Origin of the sequence: Streptomyces sp. NBC_01260, from assembly GCF_036226405.1 — a bacterium.
Classification (GTDB): Bacteria; Actinomycetota; Actinomycetes; order Streptomycetales; family Streptomycetaceae; genus Streptomyces; species Streptomyces laculatispora.
In genome coordinates, this window is sequence record NZ_CP108464.1 from 2,084,840 (window position 1) to 2,104,266 (window position 19,427).

13 protein-coding genes and 5 pseudogenes are annotated in these 19,427 nt (G+C 68.8%); 9 read left to right on the top strand and 9 right to left on the bottom strand.

Going from position 1 to position 19,427, the window contains the following annotated elements; all coding sequences use genetic code 11:
- Nucleotides 1–6: 6 nt before the first annotated feature.
- From OG322_RS09045 to OG322_RS09055, 3 genes are all read left to right on the top strand, one after another.
- Nucleotides 7–420, top strand: a complete 414-nt coding sequence (locus OG322_RS09045; protein ID WP_037779127.1) for a roadblock/LC7 domain-containing protein — start codon at nucleotides 7–9, stop codon at nucleotides 418–420.
- Nucleotides 421–509: 89 nt separating this feature from the next.
- The gene (locus OG322_RS09050; protein ID WP_123461871.1) at nucleotides 510–1,199 is read left to right on the top strand and encodes a DUF742 domain-containing protein; all 690 of its coding nucleotides are present in this window, start codon (nucleotides 510–512) and stop codon (nucleotides 1,197–1,199) included.
- The gene (locus tag OG322_RS09055) at nucleotides 1,180–1,761 is read left to right on the top strand and encodes a GTP-binding protein (RefSeq protein ID WP_123461870.1); all 582 of its coding nucleotides are present in this window, start codon (nucleotides 1,180–1,182) and stop codon (nucleotides 1,759–1,761) included. The genes OG322_RS09050 and OG322_RS09055 overlap by 20 nt, the downstream gene beginning before the upstream one ends.
- 166 nt (nucleotides 1,762–1,927) lie before the next feature.
- Here OG322_RS09055 and OG322_RS09060 read toward each other — a convergent pair whose 3' ends face one another.
- From OG322_RS09060 to OG322_RS09075, 4 genes are all read right to left on the bottom strand, one after another.
- Nucleotides 1,928–2,134, bottom strand: coding sequence for an acyl-CoA carboxylase subunit epsilon (locus OG322_RS09060; RefSeq protein WP_123461869.1), 207 nt, complete (start codon nucleotides 2,132–2,134; stop codon nucleotides 1,928–1,930).
- 65 nt (nucleotides 2,135–2,199) lie between these two features.
- A complete protein-coding gene (locus tag OG322_RS09065; RefSeq protein ID WP_123461868.1) occupies nucleotides 2,200–3,783 on the bottom strand; it encodes an acyl-CoA carboxylase subunit beta in 1,584 nt (527 codons plus the stop codon).
- 315 nt (nucleotides 3,784–4,098) lie between these two features.
- A complete protein-coding gene (locus tag OG322_RS09070; protein WP_405699440.1) occupies nucleotides 4,099–6,435 on the bottom strand; it encodes a polysaccharide lyase 8 family protein in 2,337 nt (778 codons plus the stop codon).
- A 120-nt stretch (nucleotides 6,436–6,555) separates the two neighbouring features.
- Nucleotides 6,556–10,425 (bottom strand): endo-alpha-N-acetylgalactosaminidase family protein, encoded by a 3,870-nt coding sequence (locus OG322_RS09075; protein ID WP_266410872.1) that lies wholly within the window; start codon nucleotides 10,423–10,425, stop codon nucleotides 6,556–6,558.
- A 395-nt stretch (nucleotides 10,426–10,820) separates the two neighbouring features.
- On the opposite strand from OG322_RS09075, the gene OG322_RS09080 reads away from it, so the two are divergent.
- A complete protein-coding gene (locus OG322_RS09080) occupies nucleotides 10,821–12,050 on the top strand; it encodes a glycoside hydrolase family 64 protein (RefSeq protein ID WP_329306280.1) in 1,230 nt (409 codons plus the stop codon).
- A gap of 86 nt (nucleotides 12,051–12,136) precedes the next feature.
- Here the strand turns inward: OG322_RS09080 and OG322_RS09085 are convergent.
- Nucleotides 12,137–12,358, bottom strand: a pseudogene (locus OG322_RS09085) (IS701 family transposase); the annotation flags it as partial.
- A gap of 128 nt (nucleotides 12,359–12,486) precedes the next feature.
- On the opposite strand from OG322_RS09085, the pseudogene OG322_RS09090 reads away from it, so the two are divergent.
- From OG322_RS09090 to OG322_RS09100, 3 genes and pseudogenes are all read left to right on the top strand, one after another.
- Nucleotides 12,487–13,092, top strand: a pseudogene (locus OG322_RS09090) (ISAs1 family transposase); the annotation flags it as partial.
- A gap of 379 nt (nucleotides 13,093–13,471) precedes the next feature.
- Nucleotides 13,472–14,029, top strand: coding sequence for an EF-hand domain-containing protein (locus tag OG322_RS09095; protein ID WP_164494448.1), 558 nt, complete (start codon nucleotides 13,472–13,474; stop codon nucleotides 14,027–14,029).
- Nucleotides 14,030–14,169: 140 nt separating this feature from the next.
- A complete protein-coding gene (locus OG322_RS09100) occupies nucleotides 14,170–14,880 on the top strand; it encodes a TenA family transcriptional regulator (RefSeq protein WP_123461863.1) in 711 nt (236 codons plus the stop codon).
- A 144-nt stretch (nucleotides 14,881–15,024) separates the two neighbouring features.
- Here OG322_RS09100 and OG322_RS09105 read toward each other — a convergent pair.
- Nucleotides 15,025–15,249, bottom strand: a pseudogene (locus tag OG322_RS09105) (transposase family protein); the annotation flags it as partial.
- Nucleotides 15,250–15,435: 186 nt separating this feature from the next.
- Between OG322_RS09105 and OG322_RS09110 the strand changes: the two are divergent.
- Nucleotides 15,436–15,786 (top strand): annotated as a pseudogene (locus OG322_RS09110) (transposase); the annotation flags it as partial.
- 75 nt (nucleotides 15,787–15,861) lie between these two features.
- On the opposite strand, the pseudogene OG322_RS09115 reads toward OG322_RS09110, so the two are convergent.
- From OG322_RS09115 to OG322_RS09125, 3 genes and pseudogenes are all read right to left on the bottom strand, one after another.
- Nucleotides 15,862–16,173 (bottom strand): annotated as a pseudogene (locus OG322_RS09115) (ISAs1 family transposase); the annotation flags it as partial.
- 734 nt (nucleotides 16,174–16,907) lie between these two features.
- Nucleotides 16,908–17,396, bottom strand: a complete 489-nt coding sequence (locus OG322_RS09120; RefSeq protein WP_398911671.1) for a transglycosylase SLT domain-containing protein — start codon at nucleotides 17,394–17,396, stop codon at nucleotides 16,908–16,910.
- A 483-nt stretch (nucleotides 17,397–17,879) separates the two neighbouring features.
- Nucleotides 17,880–18,401, bottom strand: a complete 522-nt coding sequence (locus OG322_RS09125; RefSeq protein WP_124285110.1) for a hypothetical protein — start codon at nucleotides 18,399–18,401, stop codon at nucleotides 17,880–17,882.
- A gap of 225 nt (nucleotides 18,402–18,626) precedes the next feature.
- On the opposite strand from OG322_RS09125, the gene OG322_RS09130 reads away from it, so the two are divergent.
- Nucleotides 18,627–19,244, top strand: coding sequence for a YceI family protein (locus OG322_RS09130; protein ID WP_123461861.1), 618 nt, complete (start codon nucleotides 18,627–18,629; stop codon nucleotides 19,242–19,244).
- Nucleotides 19,245–19,427: the final 183 nt, after the last annotated feature.

The window sequence follows — 19,427 nt, forward strand, 5'->3', positions numbered from 1 at the left end:
AGCCCGATGAGCCAGGCGGCGCAGAATCTGAACTGGTTGATCACCAACTTCGTGGACAACACCCCCGGGGTGTCGCACACGGTGGTGGTCTCCGCAGACGGACTCCTGCTGGCGATGTCCGAGGGATTTCCGCGTGACCGCGCCGACCAGCTGGCGGCTGTCGCCTCCGGTCTGACCTCGCTGACCGCGGGGGCCTCGCGGATCTTCGAAGGCGGCGCCGTGAACCAGACAGTTGTGGAGATGGAGCGAGGATTCCTCTTCATCATGTCCGTCTCCGACGGATCTTCCTTGGCCGTTCTTGCACACCCGGATGCCGATATCGGCCTGGTTGGGTACGAAATGGCACTTCTGGTCGACCGCGCCGGCGGTGTCCTCACTCCGGACCTCCGCGCCGAACTACAGGGAAGTCTTCTTAACTAGTAGACAGACAGTGCGTTTCACGTCACAGCGCCATAAGGTGCGGTGGCGCGGACCCACTGGGACCGGGACCGGCAGGCGGAGGAGGAATCGTGGGTACACCCCCAGGCGGACACCAGTTCAACGGTGGTCAGCAGGTACCGGGTGAGCACAGGGGCGATGGCTTCGACTTCCCCTCCCCGCCCGGCAGACAGGGCGGGCAGCAGCCTTTTCAGCCGTCCAGGCAGCCTCGGCGCGCTCGGGGCTCGGACGACTGGCCGCAGCAGGACACGCGGGGCTCGGACGACTGGCCGCAGAACACGCAGGGTTCGCAGTGGCCGCAGCAGCCGCAGCAGCCCGAGCGGCCGCAGCGCCCGCACCGGTACGACTCCCCGCAGCCGCCGCCCCGCATTCAGCCGGTGCAGCCGCGGTGGACCCCCGAGCCGGCCGCTCCCGCCGCGCACAATCCGCTGGTCCGTCCGTACGCCATGACAGGCGGACGGACGCGGCCGCGCTACCAACTCGCCATTGAGGCGTTGGTCAGTACTACGGCTGATCCGTCCCGGCTGCAAGGGCAGTTGCCCGAGCACCAGCGGATCTGCCGGCTGTGCATCGAGATCAAGTCGGTGGCCGAGATCTCGGCCCTGCTCTCGATCCCTCTCGGCGTTGCCCGGATCCTCGTAGCCGACCTGGCAGAGGCCGGACTCGTCGCTATCCACCAGCCCGGCGGCGAAGAGTCCGCCGGCGGCCAGCCAGATGTGACACTGCTCGAAAGGGTGCTCAGTGGACTTCGCAAGCTCTAGCGGCGGAGCGGCCCGCTCCACTACCTCGGCGAAGATCGTGGTGGCAGGGGGCTTCGGCGTGGGTAAGACCACGTTTGTCGGTGCCGTTTCGGAGATCAATCCGCTGCGCACCGAAGCCGTGATGACGTCCGCATCCGCGGGCATCGACGACCTGACACACACCGGGGACAAGACCACCACGACGGTGGCCATGGACTTCGGACGCATCACCCTGGACCAGGACCTGATCCTGTACCTCTTCGGTACCCCCGGACAGGACCGCTTCTGGTTCATGTGGGACGACCTCGTACGCGGCGCCATCGGCGCCGTCGTCCTGGTCGACACCCGCCGCCTCGCCGACTGCTTCCCCGCCGTCGACTACTTCGAGAACAGCGGACTCCCCTTCGTCATCGCCCTCAACGGCTTCGACGGACACCAGCCCTACACCCCCGACGAGGTGCGCGAAGCGCTCCAGATCGGACCGGACACGCCGATTCTCGTCACGGATGCGCGGCATCGGGCGGATGCGAAGAGTGCGTTGATCACTTTGGTGGAGCATGCGTTGATGGCGCGCCTGCGGTAGGGGTGCCCCACGGTTCGGACGGCCGAAGGGCCCCGCGCTCCCTTGGGAGTGCGGGGCCCTTCGGTGTGTGCCCGGCCTTCGGCCGTGCTGTGTCCTCAATAGCCGGACGGGCCTGATCGGGCCGATGCCGGTCCACATGAGCGACGCGGGCTTGAGGGGGCCGGTGTCAGCCCTGCCAGCTGTGGGGGGCACGGAAGCCGGGGGTGCGTTCCAGGCGGCGCCAGCCGGCCGTGTTGCGGCGTCGGTGAGTGGTGGGGGCGGCTGCGGGCTGGGCGGCGGCGCGGGCCAGCAGGACCGCAGTTATGGCGGCCAGCTCCTCGGGGTCGGCAAGACCCTTCTCGACGCGCAGCACGGACTCGGCGGCAGTGCTCATGTATGTCTCTCTGTCTTCTCGGCAGGTCTTCGCGGGGCCTTGCAGCGGTGCTGCGGGGCCGCGGACTACTGCGGCGGGTTGCCGTGCTTGCGGGACGGCAGGTCGGCGTGCTTGGACCGGAGCATGGCGAGCGAGGCGATCAGCACCTCGCGAGTCTCGGCAGGGTCGATGACGTCGTCGACCAGGCCGCGCTCGGCGGCGTAGTACGGATGCATCAGTTCGGCCTTGTACTCCTTGACCATGCGGGTCCGCATGGCCTCCGGGTCCTCGGCTTCGGCGATCTGCCGACGGAAGATGACGTTGGCAGCGCCCTCGGCGCCCATCACCGCGATCTCGTTGGTGGGCCAGGCGTAAGTCAGGTCGGCGCCGATGGACTGGCTGTCCATGACGATGTAAGCACCGCCGTAGGCCTTGCGCAGGATCAACGAGATCCTCGGCACCGTGGCGTTGCAGTAGGCGTAGAGCAGCTTCGCCCCGTGCCGGATGATTCCACCGTGCTCCTGATCCACACCGGGCAGGAAGCCGGGTACGTCCAAAAGAGTGATGATGGGGATGTTGAACGCATCACACATCTGGACGAACCTGGCGGCCTTCTCGCTCGCCTCGATGTCCAGGACACCGGCCAGGGCCTGCGGCTGGTTGGCGACGATGCCGACGACCTGGCCGTCGAGGCGGGCCAGCGCGCAGATGATGTTACGGGCCCAGCGCTCGTGGATCTCCAGGTAGTCGCCGTCGTCGACGAGCTCCTCGATGACCTTGTGCATGTCGTACGGGCGGTTGCCGTCGGCGGGCACCAGGTCCAGCAGGACGTCGCCGCGCCGGTCGGCCGGGTCGTCGCTCGCGACCGTGGGCGGGTTCTCGCGGTTGTTCGAGGGCAGCATCCCGATCAGGTAGCGGACCTCGGCGATGCAGGTCTCCTCGTCGTCGTACGCGAAGTGCGCGACGCCCGAGGTCTCGGCGTGCACATCGGCGCCGCCGAGGCCGTTCTGGGTGATCTCCTCGCCGGTGACCGCCTTCACGACGTCCGGTCCGGTGATGAACATCTGCGAGGTCTCGCGGACCATGAAGACGAAGTCGGTGAGGGCCGGGCTGTAGGCCGCGCCGCCCGCGCACGGTCCCAGCATCACGCTGATCTGCGGGATGACACCGGAGGCGCGGGTGTTGCGCTGGAAGATGCCGCCGTATCCGGCGAGTGCCGAGACGCCCTCCTGGATACGGGCGCCGGCGCCGTCGTTCAGGGAGACCAGCGGGGCACCGGCCGAGATGGCCATGTCCATGATCTTGTGGATCTTCGTGGCGTGGGCCTCGCCCAGCGCCCCGCCGAAGATCCGGAAGTCGTGCGCGTAGACGAAGACGGTCCGGCCCTCGACCGTGCCCCAGCCGGTGATGACACCGTCGGTGTACGGCTTCTTCGCCTCCAGGCCGAAGCCGGTCGCCCGGTGCCGGCGCAGCTGCTCGACCTCCCTGAACGAGTCCGGGTCCACGAGCAGCTCGATGCGCTCACGAGCCGTCAGCTTTCCCTTGGCGTGCTGCGCCTCGGTCGCCCGGTCACTCGGTCCGCGCCGGGCCTGCTCGCGCAGTGCCAGCAGTTCGGCCACACGGCCACGGGTGTCGCTCGGCTCGCCCGGGGTTTCGTCCACAACGGTCATGTATCGACCCTACGAAGCCCAGCAAGAAAATCCTGCCGTCGACTCCGCACAGTCTCCCGACCGGTTTCCTGGTGGAGCCGGACAGAAGCCTTGCGTCATGCAGGCGAAGTGCTAGCCCGCACCCCTCGCCGTTTGTAGGAGTTGCACAAGGCTTCACTGTGGCCTGCCGCACACGCCGGTCAGCCGGGGAGTGTCGGACGACCGGGTGTCCTGGACCGGGAGGCGAGCCGCCTGATCATGTCACGGGCCCGGCCGCTCCGGCCGGACGGCCGGCGACCGCGACCGGAGCCGCCAGTCCGCTCTCGGTTCAGGGGGCTACCGGAGGTCGCACCTCAGCGTGGCCCCCGCCGTGCCCGGGTCCACGCCCAGCACCAGCCGCCTGCCGGTGGCGCGGACCTCGATGCCCGGGTCCGCCGGGACGGCCTCGCGCACCGGCCGGTTCCAGACCACCTCGAAGGGGCTGCCGCTGCGGTCGGGGCCGCTGATCCGGATCGTGGTGGTACCCCGGCCCTCGCGCAGGAGCACGCTCGCCGCACCGGTCGACGAGAGCCGTCCCGCCGCGCCGGGCTGCCAGAAGTTGGCGGCGGTCAGCCCGAGCGAGCGCACGGCCACCGCCTGCACGGCCGCGGTGTTGGCGAGCACCGTCAGCCAGTGCCGGTCGGCGGCGCGGGCGGCGACGGTGCGCCGCGAGGCGCCGGGCATCAGCAGATAGAGGTAGCCGGCGTCGGCCGGGTCGGTGCCGTGGTCGAGCCAGAGGGTCTGCCAGTGCCGGGTGCGCCGCTCGGCGGAGCTGGTGGTGTTGATGTCGGACCAGGCGCCGGTCCTGGCCTCGCGCAGGGTGTGCAGCGCCGCGCCGCCGGGCAGCACCCAGCCGCCGTGCCCCGCCAGATGGGCCCAGCGCGGGCGGGAGCGGTCCTCGACGGTGAGGGTCTGCCCGGCCTCGTCCGGCCCCAGGTTGCGGTTGTCGAGGACCGTCTCGGCGGGGACCCCGTCGGTGGCGGTGATGCCCGCGCCGAGGCAGATGACCGCGTCGGCGGCGCAGAACCAGGACTTACGGGCCTCCAGGGTGGAGCCGAGGCCCTTGACGTGCTGCCCGACGGCAGCGAACTCGCCGTCGTGCGCGCCCCCGACCCATCGCACGTCCGGCCGGGGTTCGCCCCACTCGCCGCCCTCCCGGTCGGCGAGCCGCTTGGTGGAGACGGTGGTGCCGGGCAGCCGGTACCAGTCGACGGTGGGCCAGAACCAGTCGGTGTACTGGTCCGCGCCGTCCCGGCCCTGCCACCAGTAGAGCATTCCGGCTCCGGTGTGCCAGCCGCGCGGATTCTCGCCGTTGCCGCACTCGTAGGAGCTGATCCGCTCGGACGACATGGAGAGGCCGGCGACCCACCCGGGGCGCCGGTGCACGGCCCGGTCCATGGCGGCGAACAGGGTGTGGCCGACGGGTTCGGGCGCGGCGGGGACCGGGGCGGCGGCGGCCGCGTGCAGCCGGGAGAGGTCGGCGACACCGAACTGCGGGGCGGTGAGGACCGGACTGGTCGTATCGCGTTCGATCCAGCCCTTGATCATGCCGTGCCACCGGTCCCGCTCGGCGTCGGAGGCACCGCCGGCGAGGAGGGCGACGGCCGCGATCAGTGCCTGGCCGTGGAAGTGGTCGCTGCGCATGACCTGGAGTTCGTCGCTCTTGAGGAGTCCGCGGCTGATGGCCCGGCCGTTGACGCTGTCCATCATCAGGCCGTCATGGATGAGCGGCGCGTAGGCGTGTTCGACGCTGTCCAGGATGATCTGCCGGCCGGGGTCGGTGACCTCCCAGGTCGATCCGGCCAGCAGGGCGAAGAGCCGGCCGAGGCCGTCGAGCATGACCTGGCCGTACGTGCCCGAGTAGGCGATCCAGGTGTGCTGGACGAACGAGCCGTCGGCGTAGAGGCCGTCGCCCCCGGTCACGTACGGGAAGACGGGCGAGAGGGCGTCGCGGGCGAGCGCCGTCCTGGCTGCGTCGCGGCCGAGGATGCCGCGCAGCGCGACGGAGCGGCACAGGTCGACCCGGTTGGCGCCGGTCGAGGTGCCGCTGTAGTCGGTGAGCATGGTGTCGGGGATGAAGTGGTCGACGGCGGCGCAGGCGGCCAGGACGCGCTCCTCGCCGAGGTGCGGGCGCAGCACCGAGACGATGTCCATGAGCAGGCGCGGGCTGCCGATCTGCCATTCCCACCAGTTCCCGTACCGGGCCGTGGAGGGGTTGTAGACCGTCGCGGAGAGGTGGTCGAGTCCGCGGACGATGTCGGCGAGCAGCCCCGCGTCCCCGGTGTGGCCGGTGCCCTGCTGGGCGTACGCCTGGGTCATCGTCCACAGCCGGGAGTAGCTCCAGGTGATGCCGGACGGCGGGTCGAAGGTGTGCCCGGGCCAGAGCGAGCCGGCGGCGGGGGCCATGGCCGAGCGGAATCCGGCGGCGAGTTCACCGGTCCCGGCGAGCCGGGAGGTGTAGGGCTCGGTGGCGGGGTCGTAGCCGGTGCCGAGCGAGAGGTCGTTCCAGCGCAGCCGGAGCGTCTCGAACTCGTCCTCGGCCGCGCGGGCCGCGGGGGCGAGTGCCAGACCCAGTGCGGTGGCGCTGCCGGTGGCGAGAAAGGCTCGGCGCGACCAGGCGGGCAGAAGTGACACGGGAGTACCTCCGGGATCCAAGTGGTTCAGACCGGGCGGTGGTTGGTCTAGCACGCGCCGGCGACGACGTGAAGGGGGCGGGGCCGTCATCGGCCCCGCCCCCTTCACGTGTGCCGACGGTCAGCCGCCGCAGTGGAAGCGGGCGTTCCCCCAGTCGGCGTGGTCGTTGCCGTTGCCGTCGCCGCCGTCACCGACGACCAGCTCGACGTACTTCGCGCCGGTGACGTCAGCCGTCAGCGACCAGGCGGTGTCGGCGGCCTTGACGACCGGCGACTTCACCTTCTCCGTGCCGTCCGCCGTCACGGAGAACTGCACGCTGCCCGCGCTCTTCTGCACGTCGTCCACGCCGACCTCGGCGGTGAACGAGGTGCACTTCCCGCCCAGGTAGTAGCGGACCTTCGCGGGTGCGTGGCTGCCGAGGCCCTTGGTGTAGACGGTGCCGCCGATGGTCAGCGGGGTGCCGTCGCCGGTTCCGGTCTCGCCGTTGGAGAGGTCGCGCTCGACCGGTCCCCAGCCGTTCTCGGAGGCCGTCCAGTCCAGGTCACTGGCCCAGCTGTCCGTGGTGGGCGGCGGCGGCAGGGTCCGCACCGAGGTCTGCGCTCCGAGGGTGCGCCGGGCGCCGCCCACGGTGTAGCCGGCCTCGGAACTCAGCTGGTACGCCTGGTACTCGGCGTCCACCGGCGGGGTGACCTGCCAGCTTCCGGTGACTTTCGCACCGGCCGCGACCGAGTCGAAGGTGATGGCGCCCGCGGGCTCGGCCTTCCAGCCCTCGGGGACGGTCAGGCCCACCGAGACCCCGGTGACCTCGGTGGCCTCGTAGTTGGTGAAGCTCGCCTTCACGACGTTGGCCGTGCCCGGCTCCAGGGTCTCCGCGGCCGGTTCGACGGTGAGTGTGCCGCAGGCGGCCTGCTCACCGGCGGGAGCCTTGCCGAGGTCGGTCACAGTGAAGCCGTCGAGGACGAAGTCGGCGCCCTCGGGGGCGTCGCCGCGCTTGCGCAGCCCGGTCCAGGTGTCGCCGCAGCCCGCCGTGACGGTCTCGGTGAAGTGGCCGGTGGTGTGCTGGGCGCCGATCGCCGTGGTCCGGGTGGTCACCGAGCCGGGCTTGCCGTCCGCGGTGATCCGGTCGTAGCCGTCGACCCACTCGTAGGCGCCGGCGTGGCTGGACTGGTAGTCGTACTCGACCTTGTAGCGGTGGCCGTCGGCCATCGGTACGGTCCAGGGGGCGGTCCGGTAGACGAGGCCGGTGTTCTCCTCGTGGGCCTTGAGGGACTCCTTGCCGCCGAGCACGTCGTCGACGAGCTTTCCGTTCCAGCCGGCCTGGGTGTACGGGGCGTGCAGCTGGGAGATGCTGGTGCGGGGGTCGGTGGAGCCGCCCGCGTCGCCCTTGAGGAAGGGGCCCCAGCCCTGGTCGACGTCCTCGAAGTCCTCGTACACGACGGTGTTCTTCCTGGTCGCCGGGGCGTTGGCGACGACGCGGACGTCATCGGCGCGGACGGTCGCCGCGCTGCCCTTGGCGGCTTCGACGCGCAGCGTGGTGTGCCCGCCCGCGGGAGCGGTGAAGTTCACCTTGGCCCGCTGGAAGTACGTGCCGTGCCAGTCGGACGCGGCCACCTGGTCCTTGGCGGTGGAGCGGTCCACGGTCACGGACTTCCCGCCGGCCGACAGGGTGGTGCGGCGGGTCTTGCCGGGCTGGACCTCGATGAGCGCGGAGGCGGTGTAGCGGGTGCCGGGCTTCAGTCCGCCGATGCGCTGGGAGAGCGCGGCGGTGCCGGTGCCGGACAGCGCGGCGCTGTTGCGGCCCTGGTCGTCGGTGTCGCGGACGGCGGTGCCGGTCCTCGACCAGGCGGTCAGCCCGTTGTCGTTGAAGCCGGGGTCCTGGACCGGGGTGCCCTGGCCCCACTCGGCGTCGGCGGCCTTCGGCGCCTTGTCCGGGTAGAGGACGTACGGCTGCCCGGCCTCGGCCTTCAGCGTGATCCTCCCGTCCACGGGACGGACCGTGCCGGTCTTCACCCGGCCGTTGTCGGTGAGCTTGTAGACGGTGTACGTGCCCTTGGAGGGCACCGCCCAGCTGCTCGTGCCGCCGGACTTGCTGTAGTGGTACAGCTTCTTGCCGCCGTCCCACGGCAGCAGGTAGTCGGTGCCGCTGAGGACCTTGCGGCCGTGGTCGTAGAAGGTCCGCTTCCCGTCCTCGACCGTGCCGCTCACCCCGCCGGTGAAGGCGATGTCGTTGCCGTCCCAGCGGGTGATCTTCTGCTGCTGGAGGTACTTGGCGGGCAGGTTGCGCTGCCAGATGTTGTCGTAGAAGGCGTTCCAGTCGGTCTCGCCGGTCCAGCCCTCGAACTCGTCGATGGCGCTCTGGCCGAGGACCGGGTCGTTGTTCCAGACGTCCTTCTCGTCGTTGCGGATGAACCGGATGATCTGCGAGTTGAGGCCCTTGTTGGTGGCGCCGCCGTAGTCGAGGTCATTGGCCCAGTGCGACCAGAGCGAGCCGCGCTCGAACTTGTCGGCCCACTCGCTGGAGACGTTCCAGCCCTGCTTCTGGAGGGACTGGAGGGTCTTGTCGGCGATCCAGCCGTGCGAGTAGTAGACGTCGATGTACAGCATGCTGAGGTTGCTGTTGGTCTCGTCCCGCAGCTGCTGGAAGCGCTTGGCCAGGTCGCCGCTGTTGATGTCGCGGCGCTGGTCGATGTAGTAGCTCTGGTTCAGCCAGTTCCAGCCGGGCCTGGACTTGTCGACGAGCTTCTCGTCGAAGGCCTTCGCCTCCGGGTAGGCCTCGGTGGCGTTGACGTGGACGCCGAAGGTCGCGCCCCACTTCTTGCCGTCCTTCAGCAGCTCGTTGAGGTCCTTCAGCCCGCCGGCGCGCTTGTTGTAGTTGCCGCCGTAGTCGGGGTGGGCGGAGTCGTGGCCCTCGGAGGCGTACCCCTTGAGCAGCGCCAGCTGCCCGAGGCCGTCCGTGGAGAGGGAGATCCGCTTGACGTCGTCGAGGGTGCGCAGGAAGGGGTGGGTGGCCTGGCTGGCGAAGTTGAACGGGATGTGGGTGATGACCCGGTCCGCGGTGTCCTTGCTGCCCGGTGCGACCACGCCGATGGAGCGGAAGGCGACGGCGCCGTCCTGCCAGTCGACGGTCTTGTCGCCGTTGGCGTCGGGCGTGACGACGACCTTCGCCCAGGGCAGGTTGTCGCCGCTCTCGGGCTTGGGCGCGCCGTCGCCGCGGTAGGTCCACTGGCCGGACCAGACGCCGACCCGGGTGGAGCCGTCGTCGGCCTTGCGGGCCTGATGCCAGAAGCGTGCGTCGTCGCCGCCGGTGGCGCCGGCGGGCTTGTCGTACGAGGAGTTGGACTCGACGGCGGCCGCCAGCGATCCGGTGTTGAGGATCGCGTAGGTGGCGCCGAGCGGTGCGGCGTCGGCCTTGGTGGAGTCGGTGACCTTCGCGAAGACGTCCGCGGTCTTCGTCGAGTCGGGGTCCAGCCGGGTGAAGGCGGTCGCGGCACCGGTGTCCGTGCTGGCGACGGAGACCAGGTCGTGCCCGGGGATGTCGATCGTGCCGACCCGGAACGCCGCGGTGTCGCGGACGGCGGTCACCTTGAAGGTGGTGGCCCGTCCGGAGACCGACAGCGAGGCGTCGATCTCGACTCCGGGCAGATCGGCGAAGACCAGCGTGTAGCGGGCGGCCGATTTGGTGATCCGGGGCGCACCCTTGAGCTGCACCGGGTGTGTAGTGCCGTTGAGGGTGACGGCGGTGACCGGCCGGGTGCTGCCGGACAGCTGGTTCCCGGAGGCCCGGTCGGTGTACGTCAGCACTCGCGGGAAGTCGTCCGCGACGGCGACGGCGAGCTGTGCGGACCCGATGACGGCGCCTGCCGGGACGGCCGATTCGGCCGCGGCGGGCGCGGGGGCGGTGGCTGAGGCGGGGAGGGCGGTCCCCACCAGAGCCAGGACGGCGGCTGAGGCGGCGGCAGCAGCGCCCGCCGTAGTGAATCTTGGCGACATGTGCTCTGAGTAGTCGCCGTGTCCGGACACCGTCAACGACGTACGGCTCCCAGGGCCTCTCCAGTCCAACAACCGCTCTGCGTAAGTCCAAGTAGGTCCACGTGGCAGGCGCGGAAGCCAGCAGCCGTTCCGTGTTCAGATGTTGATCACGGTGGCCGGATACGGCGTGGGCGGATACGCCAAGTAGCGACTCTGAGCGTCGAGTTGTGAAGACCTTCGATTTTTGAGAGCGCTCTCAGCCATAAGTCTTGACGGTCGCCGCGGCCCTCGCGAGAGTGGTGCGCACCGTGGACGCGCTCGTTCCACCTCCCCGCACCGTCCCGCCGTCCGCGCCCCTCCTGTCCCCCACCGTTCACCACCCCACACCCCACCCCCCACGCCTCAGGAGTCCCCTCGTGATTTCGCGCAGACTGTTCCTGACGGGCGGCGTCGCCGCCTCCGCGACCGCACTCACCTACCCCGTCTGGGGAAGCGCGCTGAGCCCGCGCGCGTCGGCGGCCGCGGCGACCTGCGAACTGGCCCTGGAGAACAAGTCCCTGCCCGGCCGGGTCAACGCGTACGTCACCGGCCATGAGCAGGGCACCGACCGCTGGGTGCTGTTGCGGGCCGACGGCAGCGTCTACCGCCCCGACTCCCCCGCGGCCCCGCAGACCCCGCTGCCGGTCGACTGCGCCATCCCGCTGAACGCGGCGGGCGGCGCACCCGTCGTGGTGACGCTTCCCCAGATGTACGGGGCCCGGGTCTACTTCGTGCGCGACGACACCCTGGACTTCTACCTCAACCCGGGCCCCTCCCTGGTCGAGCCGGCCTTCGCCACGTCCACGGACTCGAACTACGGGCGCACCTGGTCGTTCTGCGAGTTCACCTTCAACCCGTCGCAGCTGTACGCGAACATCAGCTACGTCGACCTGGTGACCGCGCTGCCGATCGGCCTGACCCTGGAGGGCGACACCACGCACGCCGTGGCCCCGCTCCCGGACGGCGCCGTCCAGAAGATCGCCGACGGCCTCATCGCCCAGGCCGCCGCCGACGGGCAGCCCTGGGACAAGCTGGTGACGCACGGCTCGGACGGCGGCGTGCTGCGGGTCATCTCGCCGCAGAACCTGATGGCGCCGTTCTTCGACCGCCCGGACGAGATGCCGTTCCGGGATCTGTTCACCGCGCAGATCGACGAGGTCTGGGAGAAGTACCGCTCGACGGACCTGCGGATCGACCTCCAGGGCGGGCGCGGCGTCTTCACCGGGCGGGTCAGTGGCGACACCCTGACCTTCAACGGCGGGCACACCTTCGTCAAGCCCGTCTCCAAGGACATCTTCACCTGCAACCACGGGCCGTTCACCAACAACCCGGCGGACTCCGACGACAAGAAGGGCCTGCTGGCCCGGCTCGCGGCCGGGTTCAACCGCTCGATCATGCTCAGCCACCCCGACCAGCCGAACGGCACCTCGGTGGCGGACTACTACCAGGGCGCGGTGACCAACCACTGGTCGCGGATCGTCCACGCCAACAGCCCGATCGGCTACGCCTTCCCGTACGACGACGTACGCCCCGACGGCGAGCCGGACGTCTCGGGCGCCGCGAACGACGGCAACCCGCGGCGCTTCACCGTGAGCGTCGGCTCCTGACCTCCCCCCGCGGAATCCGGAGGTGCCCCCAGCGGGACGGGGGCACCTTCATGTGCGGGCCCCTGCCGCCTGGTCGTCGTACGCGGATGCTCGACCACGTAGCGGCGCAGGTCGTCGCGGACCGCTGTCGGCGTCCCGCTCGGCGCGGTTCAGCAGGTGCCGCATACCGTCCGGGGTGCTTCCCCGGACCGCTCGGCGATGATCCAGCGGTTCTTGCGCGGCAGGCCCACGAGCAGGCCGCGCACCCACCGCCTCACCCGTCGGCGAGGTTCGACCCGTGTGAACCCCCCGGCAATCCGGCCCGTCATGGCCTCGAACGCCTGCTGCCGGCGGGCAGGGTCTACGCGGTGACGGCGTCCAGCCATCTCCGTTGCCTCCGCCCCTCGCGGACCGCAGACCGAAAGCGACCGGGACCGCCGGGCTCCGCGGCTTGGCCGTGGACGGCAAGAGCCTGCGTGGCGCGGCCAAGGCGAAGGGCCGGAAGATTCACCTGCTCGCCGCTCTGGAACACACCACCGGCCTGGTCCTCGCCCAGCTGGACGTCGGCGAGAAGACGAACGAGATCACCTGCTTCCAGCCGCTGCTGAACACTGTGGCCGAACTGGCCGGCGTCGTGGTCACCAGCGACGCGATGCACACCCAGCGCGAGCACGCCGACTACCTCCTGGGCCGCGGTGCCCACTACATCGTGATCGTCAAGGGCAACCAGAAGAAGCTGCGCAGGCAGCTCAAGTCCTTTCCGTGGAAGGACATCCCGCTTCAGGGCCGCACCAAAAGCGTCGGCCACGGCCGCTCGGAGATCCGCCGGATCAAGGTCGCCACCGTGAACAACCTGCTCTTCCCCGGAGCCCGCCAGGCCGTCCAGATCAAGCGCCGCCGCACCGACCGAAAGACCGGCAAAACCACGATCACGACCGTCTACGCAGTCACCAGCCTGACCGCCGGGCAGGCCGCCCCGGCCCAACTCGCCCGACTCGTCCGCGACCACTGGACGATCGAGGCCCTGCACCACGTCCACGACACCACCTTCGCCGAGGACGCCTCACAGCTGCGGACCGGCAATGCGCCCCGCGCGATGGCCACCTGGCGCAACCTCGCCATCGGAGCCCTCCGGACAGCCGGGGTGAAGAACATCGCGGCCGGCCTCCGTCACAACGCCCGCGACCCCCGTCGCCCCCCTCGCGCTCCTCGGCCTCGGATGAGCACAAATCCGGCGTCACGCAACTACGCCGAAGCCCTGCGCCCTTGAACCGGGCTGAAACTGCCAAGTCGAATTACTCACTCGAATGAGTGGTGAAGCTTTCGTACCGGCGCCCTGGAAGGGAAATGCTGCCAGCCTGAGCTCACGAGTCATTGCTCGTGGACCGGGTCGCGGCGGGCATTTGATTCGCCCACCGCACAGGAAAATTCGAGGTCTTCGCGTGCCGGAAAAATCCATTATTCACAGCAAGGCCCAGCATTACTACAACGTGTTCCATCACGAGCGCGACGGGTGGGTCAGCGAAACCGACGTGTACGCCTGGGTGGGCCGCACGACGCGGGAATTCAAGCTCACGCCAGGAACCGCCCCCGCCGACGCGCTGCAGAGATCCCTTCTGGAGTACTGGAAGAGATTGTTTGCCCCCATGGACACAGACGGGGACGGCGTCGTATCACGCGACGAATTCCTGACCGGGTTTGTCAGCCTTGGGGACAAGCCGGATGATTACGCGCGGATTGTCACGCCGTCCGCCAAGGTCTTCGTGGCCACCGCCGACGTCGACGGAGACGGCGAACTCGACAAGTCCGAGTTCAAGCGCCTGTTTCAGTCCTCTTTCGCGCTGAGCGACGAAGACATCGACGTGTCGTTCGCCGACATCGACGCCGACAGCTCCGGCTCCATCTCAACTGACGAGTTGAGAGCGGCCATTCGCGTGTTCCACAGCAGTACTGATCCGAACGACCGAGGTCACCGCCTCCTGGGAGCCTTGCGTTCCTGAGCCGACAGAACCGGACAGTGTCCTCACGTCCAGAGCCCCTCGCCGTCGGACGCTGATTCCACTCGGCACCGGCGATCAGAGGGGCTCCGCCGGTCCCGCATCGAGCCGCGCTCAGAAACGACACGCCAGGAGAAACGACCGTGACCACCCAACTGCGGACAACCAAGGCCCCACTGGTGACGGCGCACGCCAAGCACATGGTGGCCGAGACCGGCGTCCTGACCAATCCGTACTTCCGAACGCTGGTAGACGGAAGCATGTCGTTGGAGAGCTTCCGCACAAGCCAGGAGCAACTCGGTTTCGCCGTCACCTACTTCGCCCGCCCGATGGCCGCACTGGTGTCGCGGATCGAGCACCCCGCGGACCGCATCGGAATCCTGGGCAATGTCGTGGAAGAACACGGCGGATTCCGCCCTCAGGAATTCCATCACGAGACCTTCCGCCGATTTCTGGCCAGCATCGGCAGCGACACCGCACAGCTGAACGGCCTGAAGATGATGCCGGCCGTCCACGCGTACAACAGCGTTCTCAGTGCGGTGTGTACGTGGGAGGACCCGCAGGTAGGAATTGGCTGCATGGGCGCGATCGAGTACGCATTCGCCTCGGTATCGGCCATCACGGGCAACGCGACTGTGAACCGCGGTTGGGTCGCTCAAGCCGACCTGATGCACTACGGACTCCACTCCGAGATCGACGAACAACACGCAGAGGACTTCTTCCTGCTGCTGGAACCCCACTACCGAAACCCAGCCGCACGACGCCGAATCGACCAGGGCCTCGGCCTGGGCGCGTACGCGCTGAACCGCCTCTACAGCGATCTGTCCGAACTGGGTCGTTCACAGCAAAACTGATCACGGCTGGGCGAGCAGGAAGGCTGCGGGCGCGGGGAATACAGACAGGATCGCGTTTTCCGCCGCCCCGGTCGACCGCCCCAGAAGCGGTGAACGTGCGCGATCGCATGCCCCTCCACCCTACGTTTCCGCAGGTCAGAGGGGCACCCCGAACAACAACGCCAGTTGGCGCATGATCAGGTTCGTGCGCCAGTACGCTGCGACCAGCAGCGCCCGGTCCTCCAGCGGCAGACCCCACGGCCGACCCCTGCGGACCGCATCCGCACCCTCGCCCCGCAGAACCGACACCAGCTGGTCGAACTGCCGCGGGCTCAGCCCGGTGAACGGGGCTGTCCAGGACGGCTCCGATGCCGTGAGAACACCAGCCACAACAAGATCATCTCACCCGTGACCAGAGGGTTGCCTCAGATGCGGACGCTCAGCCGCAGGTTAGCCTCGCGCTTTCACGAAGCGGGCTGTCCGACGGGTGGTCAGGTAAGCGAAAAGCGCCTCTGACCAGCAAGAATGAGGATTGTCGAGGTCCTTGTTCCTGCCACAGCCGGAGGCACTTCCCAAGTGAAGAAGAGTATCGGGTCGTACCCGCGTGTCCGCATCGAGGGCGGTGGCCGCGGGGTGGTGTCCCAGGCCGGCGCCGTGCTGCTGGTCGAGACGGTCCGTAAAGCCGGGCTGGACCAGGTGATATCGGCGGCGCCGGCACCGTGGCAACGCCCTCGGGCGGTGCACGATCCGGGGAAGATCCTGCTGGATGTGGCCCTGGCGGTCGCACTCGGCGGGGACTGCCTCGCGGATGCCGGGATGCTGCGGGCCGAGCCGGCCGCGTTCGGACCGGTAGCCTCCGACCCGACCGTTTCCCGCCTCATCGACACCCTCGCCACGGCCGGGCCGAAGGCCCCTACCGCGATACGGCCCGTGGTGCTGGGCCTCGATCGTCCAGTGCCCGCAGGCCAGTTGGGCAAGCTGGGCGGGTGGGGCCTGCTGCGCGGCGAGGCTGGTGACCGCGTAGACGGTCTTGAGGCTGACCTTCTCCGTCGTGCGATGGACACGGCGCCGGACGATCTGGGCGGCCTGACGGATGCCGGGGAAGAGCAGGTTGTTGACCGTGCAGACCTTCAGCCTGCGGATCTCGGAGCGTCCGTGACCAGTCGTGCGTGTCCGGTCCTGGAGCGGTAACTGCTTCCAGGGAAGGGACTTCAACTGCTTGCGGAGCCTCTTCGTGTTGCGCTTCACGATCACGATGTAGTGGGCGTCCCGCCCGCGCAGATAGGTGGCGTGCGTACTGGGTGTGCATGGCATCGCTGGTCACGACGGTGCTGGACAGGTCGGGCAGCGTGTCCAGGAGGGGCTGGAAACGCGTGGTCTCGTTGGTCTTCTCACCGACGTCCATCTGCGCGAGGACCAGCCCGTCGGCGTGGTGGCAGGCGGCCAGGAGGTGGATCCTCCGTCCGTTGGCTCGGGCCGCACCCCGCAGCGACTTCCCGTCGACGGACAGCGCCTGCAGCCCGTCGCTTCGGCGTACGGAACCAAAGCCAGCAGTACATCGAACTGTGCGTCGTCATGGACATCAACATCGATCCCCATCCCGGGATCGCTCGTCGCTGAACGGAGGCCGTCGGCCAAAGCGCTCTCCGCCATCAGCAAGGCCCGCTCGCAGGCAGGCACGACCTCTTGCGGCCAGACTTCATCGCTGTAGGCGTCAACGTGAGCGGTCTCGATGCTGTCCCGCAGGACAAGAAGTGCCTCACGATGCACGTGCACCACGTCTGCGGCACCCAGGCCACTCCGAAGAAACAGCTCGCGACGTGCACCATCGCCGTTACTGATCATGCGGCCGAGCTTCTCACCCGAGGTAGCCCCCCCCCGGCATCACGGGGCTACAGCTTTCGGGGTCCCACTGGATGCGGGCCTGGGGGACGGTCGGCAAGCGCGTCGCCAAAGGGCCGGGGCGCGGGGGGAGCCATTGCGGCTCCCCTCTTCGACGTCGACTTCAGCCTCGGGCCGTCCGGACGGAATCTGACCGGAACGCCCGGTCAGTAGGCCGAGTTGACGTTGTCGATCGAGCCGTAGCGCTGAGCGGCGTAGTTGGCGGAGGCGGCGATGTTGGCGACCGGGTCGTAGACGTCATGCGCCGTGCCACTCACGTGGTAGGCGTTGAAGGTGGGGTCGATGACCTGGAGCAGACCCTTGGACGGGATGCCCTTGGCGGCGTTGGAGTCCCAGTTGTTGATGGCGTTGGGGTTGCCGCCGGACTCACGCATCAGGTTGCGGTGGATGCCTTCGTAGGTGCCGGGGATGCCCTTCTCGTGCATGACCTTCAGTGCCTGGTTGATCCAGGCGTCGACGTTGCCACCGGAGGCCTGAACAGGGGCGGCGGGGGCAGCGGGGGTGGCGGCCGTGGCGGCCGGGGCTCCGGCGACGGCGCCGGCCACGATCGCGGCTCCTGCGGTGACCATACCCAGCGAGAGCTTCTTGGTCCGGTTCATGCGGGCGAACTTCTCGGACATCGCGGTGAACTGCATCTGGTAATTCCTCTTTCGTTGCGGGGTGATGCCATGAATTGTTAATCGAGAGAGGAATTGGGGTCAATACCCTCCTACCACTACTGACATTCGTAGCTGGTATGGGAAATGACCTGCAAGACGCCACGAAGGCGGGAAAGCAGGCCCCGACGGGTCTACTATTACGCTTAATGGTGATGGCGATCACGTGCCCCACCTCACACGGCAAATGCCGCATACCCGCATGATAGTGACGCAGCTCATGTGGCCTGCGTCATATCGATGACACTTTATTCGCTCACCGTAATGGTTGATAAGCGTTCCGTATTGGCGGAGTGAGAGTGCGGAATCCGGCCGTGGACCGCACAGCTCGGCGGGGTCCTTCAGGAGGGCCCGCCGTCGACTCGATCCACCGAGAAACACCCCATCGCCGTCGCCCCCCGCGCACGAAGGCGCCCCCGGCCGAAAAGGGCGGAGGCGCCGTCGTGCGCGGGGACCGGAGCGTCAGCAGCCGCCGCAGTTGTAGTAGGTCACGTCCCAGTGACTGCCCTCGTCCGCGTAGACGTTGCCGGAGCCGGACTGGTACTGGGGCGCGCCGTCACCGCGCAGGCCGATGTAGCTGAACACGCCGTGGATGTAGTTGGTGAGACAGGTGGTCTTGCCGAAGTCGAGCTTGTAGCCGTTCCAGTGCGAGTACGTGCCACTCGCGTGCCCGGTCTCGGTGCCGCCGGTGATGTTGAGCGCGCAGCCCGTGGCGCTCTTGAGGGTCTGGGCACCCTGGGCGGTCGGCAGGTTGAGCTGGTCGAAGGAGGTGCAGGTGGCGACGTTGCGGTTGGAGCAGCCGCCGGAGGACGACCAGGTGACCCCGGACGAACTGAATCTGGCGGTCGCCTGGCTGTGGGTGAGCTTGCTGACGGCGAAGGCGTCCGTCGCGCCGGAGACGACCCCGATTCCGGGGGCGAAGAGGACTCCGAGGACGAGGGCGAGAGCGGTCAGAACGGGGCGCAGCGTCATACGGGACACCATGAGAGATTCCTCCTGTGCATGACAACGGGGGGCAGGGAGATAGTGCCCGAGTTCTACGCGCGTCCGCCAGAGGGCGTGGAGTGACGGTCGCGTGAATGCATGGCGCCGCACGTAACGGTCCGGACCCTGATGTTGAACTTTGAACAAGATGGGTCTAGAGTGAATCTCGTTGAAGGTTAAACAACTACGTCGAGCCCCGCTCGATCACGTCCCCGAGGAGGAGCCATGGCTCTGTTCAACCGCAAGAACAACGACACCCAGACCGCCACCACCGCCACCGTCGACCCGGCCCTGGCCGCCCTCACCGGCGACTACACGATCGACCCGTCCCACAGCAGCATCGGCTTCACCGTGCGCCACGCGATGGTCACCAATGTGCGCGGCTCCTTCGGTGAGCACGAGGGCAGCCTGAAGCTGGACGGCAGCAGCCCGGCCGACTCCACCGTCTCGATCGACGTCAAGATCGCCAGCGTGGACACCGGCATCGCGGACCGCGACGGCCACCTGGTCAGCGGCGACTTCTTCGACGCCGAGAAGTTCCCCCTCATGACGTTCCGCTCGACCTCCGCCGAGCAGCTCGGCGGCGACAAGTACCGCGTCACCGGTGACCTCACCATCAAGGACGTCACCCGCCCGCTCGCCATCGACCTGGAGTTCAACGGCTCCGCGACCGATGTGTACGGCAACGAGCGCGTCGGCTTCGAGGGCGGCGCGGACATCCTGCGCTCCGACTGGGGCCTGACCTGGAACGCGGCGCTGGAGACCGGCGGCGTGATGGTCAGCGACAAGGTGAAGCTGAACTTCGACATCTCCGCGATCAAGGCCGCCGCACCGCAGGCCTGACACCGAGGGGAACACCCCGACCGAGCGCCCGCCGTCCGCCCCTCACCCGGGGTGGACGGCGGGCGCTCGGCGTTCGGCTGCCGCGCCCGCGGGCGGGGCGTCAGCGCGAGCGGTCGAGTACACCGCCGGCCGCCGAGCGGAGGGGCCCTTCGCGGCATGGGCAGGCACGGAGAACCCCGGGAT